Annotated in this window: 1 pseudogene; it reads left to right on the top strand. The window is 72.6% G+C overall.

The features are described from left to right. Positions 1-576: pseudogene (locus tag I0Q12_RS14310) on the top strand (hypothetical protein); the annotation flags it as partial.

The raw sequence follows: 576 nt of genomic DNA, 5'->3' as shown, positions 1-576 counted from the left end.
GTCGACGCGGTACTCGCAGGGGCATCGGGTGCGGCCACCGGCCCCACCGGCGAACAGCTCGCCCGCTGGTCCACCGGCCTCGCCGAAGGGGATTCCGCGGCGGTCGCGCAGTGGTGCAGCCAATGGTTGAACGAGGTGTTCGTTCCGGGAGTCGAGACCGCGGCCGCCGTGTTCGCCTGCCTGTGCGACGACGCCGACCGCGCGATCGGTGCGGTGTTCGACGAACTGGCCCGTGCGTTCGATGATCTCGACGAGCACCGGTTCCCCGGAGTCGGCACGGACCTGTCGTCGGCCGGCGGCAGCGCCTCCGAAGCCCGCGGCGCCCCTGAAACCCGCAGCGCCCCGGAAACCCGCGACATCGTGCCTGCCTGGGGATCGCCCGGCGCTACACCGGCCGACATGCTGCGGGCCGGGGTGTCGCTGGTCGAATCGGGTCTCGAACTGGCCACGGCGGTCGGGGAGTTGACCGGGGCCGTCGTGGAGCTTGCGACGGCTGTCGTCGAGGCAGTGACAGAGAGGGCCGAGGCAGCGACCGACAGGGTCGAGGCAGCGGCGGCCGAAGTCCCGGACCGCGCG

It is taken from the genome of Rhodococcus sp. CX (genome assembly GCF_015865005.1).
Classification (GTDB): domain Bacteria; phylum Actinomycetota; class Actinomycetes; order Mycobacteriales; family Mycobacteriaceae; genus Rhodococcus.
This window is presented reverse-complemented; position numbering and strand designations above follow the sequence as displayed.